This is a genomic window from Micromonospora sp. WMMA1998, assembly GCF_027497375.1.
Taxonomy (GTDB): domain Bacteria; phylum Actinomycetota; class Actinomycetes; order Mycobacteriales; family Micromonosporaceae; genus Micromonospora; species Micromonospora sediminicola.
The window spans coordinates 6156710-6160865 of record NZ_CP114911.1 but is presented as its reverse complement, the minus strand read 5'-3'; the positions used below and the strand labels follow the sequence as shown (position 1 = coordinate 6160865).

Here is a 4156-nt window from a genome sequence, read left to right as displayed (position 1 = left end):
CGGGTCAGGAGCCCAGATAACGCAGGATCGCCAGCACCCGGCGGCTGTACCCGGTCGCGTCGGAGAGGTCGAGCTTGTCGAAGATGGCGTTGACGTGCTTCTCCACCGCGCTCTGCGAGACGTGCAGCCGTGCGGCGACGGCGGCGTTGGTGTGTCCCTGCGCCATGTGGTGCAGCACGTCGCGCTCCCGTGGCGTGAGGCGGCTCAGCGGATCGGCGCGGCTCGTGCCCGACATGAGCTGCCGCACCACCTCCGGATCGAGGGCGGTGGCGCCGGCGGCCACCCGGTCGAGCGCGTCGAGGAAGTCCTCGACCTGGGCGACGCGGTCCTTCAACACGTACCCGACGCCCTCGGAGCGGTCGGCGAGCAGCTGGGCGGCGTAGCGCCGCTCGACGTACTGGGACAGCACCAGCACCGCTACGGCGGGGAACTCGCGGCGGATCTCCAGTGCGGCCCGTAGCCCGTCGTCGCTGTTGGTGGGCGGCATCCGCACGTCGGTGACGACCACCTCCGGACGGTGGCGCGCGACCGCGGTGACGAGCTGGTCGGCGTCACCGACCGCGGCCACCACCTCGTGTCCCTCGTCGGCCAGCAGGCGGGTGAGCCCGTCGCGGAGCAGGATGGAGTCCTCGGCCAGGACTATCCGCACGGCAGCACCGTCCGGATCGTGGTCGGGCCACCCGTCGGGCTGGACACGTCGAGACGGCCGTCGAGAGCCGCCGCCCGTCGGGCGAGGCCACGCAGCCCGCTGCCGGTCGGGTCCGCCCCGCCCCGGCCGTCGTCACGCACCAGCATCTCCACTCCCCCGTCCCCGGCCCCGATCTCAATGTCGATCACGGTAGCGCCGGCGTGCTTCGCGGCGTTGGTGATCGCCTCGCAGGCGATGAAGTAGAGCACCGCCTCGACCTGGCGCGGCGGGCGGTCGACCAGGCCGTGACGGATCCGCACCGGGATCGGCGTCCGCCGCGCCACCATGGTCAGCACCTCGTCCAGCGGGCTGTGGTCGAGCGCCGACGGGTAGACCTGCCAGGCCACCTCCCGCAGCTCGTCGAGGGCCCACTGCACGTCGGCGTGCGCCTGGTCCAGCAGGGCCCGCGCCCGGTCCGGGTCGCGGCTGCGCCGCGCGCGACCCAGGAGCATGCCGAGCGCGACGAGACGCTGCTGCACGCCGTCGTGCAGGTCCCGCTCGATCCGCCGGCGCTCCGCGTCGACCGCCGCCATGACGCCGGCCCGGCTCTCGGTCAGCTCGTCGATCCGGCGCCGCAGCGCGTCTTCGCCGTCGGGCTCCAGCATGCGGCGCGCGAGATGCCGGTCCAGCGCGCCGACGCTGGCGACCGCCTGGAGGTTCACCAGGAGCAGGCCCGCCCCGATCACGAGTTGCAGCAACAGATCGGGCACGGCGACGCCGCCGGTCACGACGGCACGGAGGAGAACGGCCGCGAGCACCACGCCCACGGCCAGCACCCCGACGGTGAGCGCGCCGAGCAGGCCCGGCACGACCCGCAGCGCGAGGTAGCCGACGGCCCGCCGGCCGGTGGCGCGCGGCGGGGCGGGCGCCGGGCGGTTCGCGGCCCAGGCCAGCCGCCGCCGCTCCCACCGGGCGGCCACCGGGGCGTACCGGAGGACGGCGGCGAGGACGCGGCGGCGCAGCACCGGAGCCGGCACGGTGAGCGTCAGCAGCAGGCCGGCCGCGACCAGGGACGCCACCTCGACGACGGCGGAGACGACACCGGCGGCGACGCCGACCACGGGCCGCGCCCACCGGCCGATCCGCACGCCTCCGGTCGGCGCCCCGGTCACCACCATCCGTCCCTCCCCGCCGGCCTGCCGGTGCCGCCGCTCAGCGATCCTCCCCCAGGTGACCCCGGCTGCGGTACACGGTGCCGGATCGCACCGGCCGGTGCGGACCGCCACGCGGAGTCGGATCGCCGGCGACCTCCGCGGCGACCGGACGTCGCCGCTGCCGGAGCAGCCCGGCCACCACGAGCGCGCCGAGCACCAGCGCGCAGACGACGATGACGACGTTCTGGAACGCCCCCGCCCATTCCTCGACCACATGCCAGTTGGCGCCGAGCTGGTAGCCGGCGAGCACGAACACGGTGTTCCAGACGAGGCTGCCGAGCGTGGTGTAGAGCAGGAACCTCCCGATCGGCATCCGTTCCACGCCGGCCGGAACGGAGATCAGGCTCCGGAAGATCGGGATCATGCGCCCGAAGAACACGGTCGCCGTGCCGTGCCGGGCGAACCACGCCTCGGTCCGGTCGAGGTCGCTGAGCTTGACCAGCGGGAGTCGCCGGACGATGGCACGTACCCGGTCCCGGCCGAGCACCACGCCGACCTGGTAGAGGACCACCGCGCCGACGACGGAGCCGAGCGTGGTCCAGGCGATCGCGGCGACCAGGCTCATCCGGCCCTGGCTGGCGGCGAAGCCGGCCAGCGGCAGGATCACCTCGCTCGGGATCGGCGGGAACAGGTTCTCCAGCGCCACCGCCAGCCCGGCGCCGGGAGCGCCGAGGCGCTCGACCAGGTCGGCCGCGAATCCGGCCAGGCCGCCGGTGTCACCGGGCGTCGGCCCGGCGGCGGGGGTCGTGAGGTGCCATGAATCGATCATGTCCCGACGCTATGGCCGTGGCGGGGCGCGGACCATGAGGGTGAACGCATGCCTGAGCGGGTCGACCGGAGCGCGACCCTGGGGTTTTCCGCACCCCCGGTCAGGGTGCCTCGTCGCCGCGTTTCTCCTCCTGCGCCAGCACCGCGTCGCGGCGCTGCGGGTCGGTGCGATCGGCCAGTGCGGCGGCGAGGCGCGGGTCGGCGGAGAGCCGCTCCCGGTTGCGGTGCAGGAACGTGTCGAACCCGGCGGTGTACGGGCAGGCGTCGTCGCCGAGCGCCGCCCCCGGCTCGTACCGGCAGCCGCCGCAGTAGTCGCTGATCCGGTCGACGTGCGTGCCGTCGAACGCCCACGGGTGGGTGTCGATGCGGGCCAGGTCGGCGTACTGGCTCATGCCGACGACGGTGGCGTTCATGACCCAGTCGGCGCCGTCGACGAAGCTGCGCTGGAACCAGTCGGCCAGGTCGGCGGGGCGCCAGCCGCGTTGCAGGCCGTAGTTGCCGAGCACGGTCAGCCGCGCGGTCCGGGGCGCCCAACCGGTGTCGCGGACGCCGGCCAGCACGTCGGCCAGGCAGCGCGCCTCCACCGCGTCGGCGTCGAGGCGGTCGAACCAGTCCGGCAGCGGCCGGGTGGCGGCGAGCCACCCGACGCCGCGGAAGCGCGGCGCGAAGTACCAGTAGAGCTGCCACAGGAACTCGCGCCACCCGAACAGGCCACGGACGAACCGGTGCACCGCCGCGGGCGGCGCCGTGCCGTCCCGGCCGGCGCGCTCGGCGGCCCGGATCGCCGGCTCCGGGTCGAGCAGCCCGAGGTTGAACGAGGACGACAGCACGCTGGACGCGAGGCGGCCGTCGCCGTCGACGAGCACGCCGTCGGTGTCGGCGTACCCGGGCAGCCGGTGGTCGAGGAAGTGCGTGAGCCGGGCCCGCGCCTCGGCGTGCGTGGCCGGGTGGCGGCGCGGCGCGTCCCGGCCGACGAACCGGATCCCCTCCGCCTCCCACCGGTCCAGGTCGCGGCGGACCCGCGCGTCGATGTCGTCCTCGACGATCGCCGGCGGTGGCGGCACGTCGGTCGGTGGCCGCCGGCGGGGCCGGCGGGCCGGGGCCGGCAGGTCGCGCAGCAGGTCGTGGCGGTCCAGCGCGTACCGGTAGAAGTCGGCCATCCGCAGCTGGCCGCGCCGCCGGTCGGCCCAGGCCGCGAAGTCGGCACGGTCGGTGACGAATCCGCGCGGCGGCAGCACGGTCAACCCGTCGACGGTACGGGCGAACGCCAGCGCCGCCCGCGACGCCGGGTGCACCACCTCGACCGGCTCGCCCAGGCCGGCGAGCGCCTCACGGAACGTGTCGGCGCGTACCAGCCGGGCCCGGTCGCCGAGTTCGGCGGCACGGTGTCGCAGCGTGGACAGGATCAGGTGCGCCTTCTGGCGGTGCAGCCGCCGGTGGACGAACAGCGACCGGGTCTCCACCAGCAGGACGCGTTGCGCGTCGTCGTCGAGGAAGTGGGGACCCACCTGGTCCGCCAGGAGCCAGCGCCAGCGTGACATGTCCG

At 75.0% G+C, this 4156-nt stretch carries 4 protein-coding genes; all 4 read right to left on the bottom strand.

All coding sequences use genetic code 11. The annotated features are described in order from the left end of the window. Nucleotides 1–4: 4 nt before the first annotated feature. The 4 genes from O7600_RS28815 to O7600_RS28800 all read right to left on the bottom strand — a co-directional run bounded on the left by O7600_RS28815 (nucleotide 5) and on the right by O7600_RS28800 (nucleotide 4151). Nucleotides 5–649: a response regulator transcription factor gene (locus O7600_RS28815; RefSeq protein ID WP_281591500.1), complete on the bottom strand. Its 645-nt coding sequence runs from the start codon at nucleotides 647–649 to the stop codon at nucleotides 5–7. Next, entirely contained in the window at nucleotides 640–1806 is a 1167-nt protein-coding gene (locus tag O7600_RS28810; RefSeq protein ID WP_281591499.1) for a histidine kinase, read from the bottom strand. Before O7600_RS28810 ends, O7600_RS28815 begins: the two co-directional genes overlap by 10 nt. Nucleotides 1807–1840: 34 nt before the next feature. Next, nucleotides 1841–2611 carry a DedA family protein gene (locus O7600_RS28805; RefSeq protein WP_281591498.1) on the bottom strand — a complete coding sequence of 257 codons (771 nt, stop codon included), beginning with the start codon at nucleotides 2609–2611 and terminating at the stop codon, nucleotides 1841–1843. Between the two features lie 100 nt (nucleotides 2612–2711). Then, complete coding sequence (locus tag O7600_RS28800) at nucleotides 2712–4151, bottom strand: cryptochrome/photolyase family protein (protein WP_281591497.1); 1440 nt, start codon at nucleotides 4149–4151, stop codon at nucleotides 2712–2714. Between the last annotated feature and the right edge of the window lie 5 nt (nucleotides 4152–4156).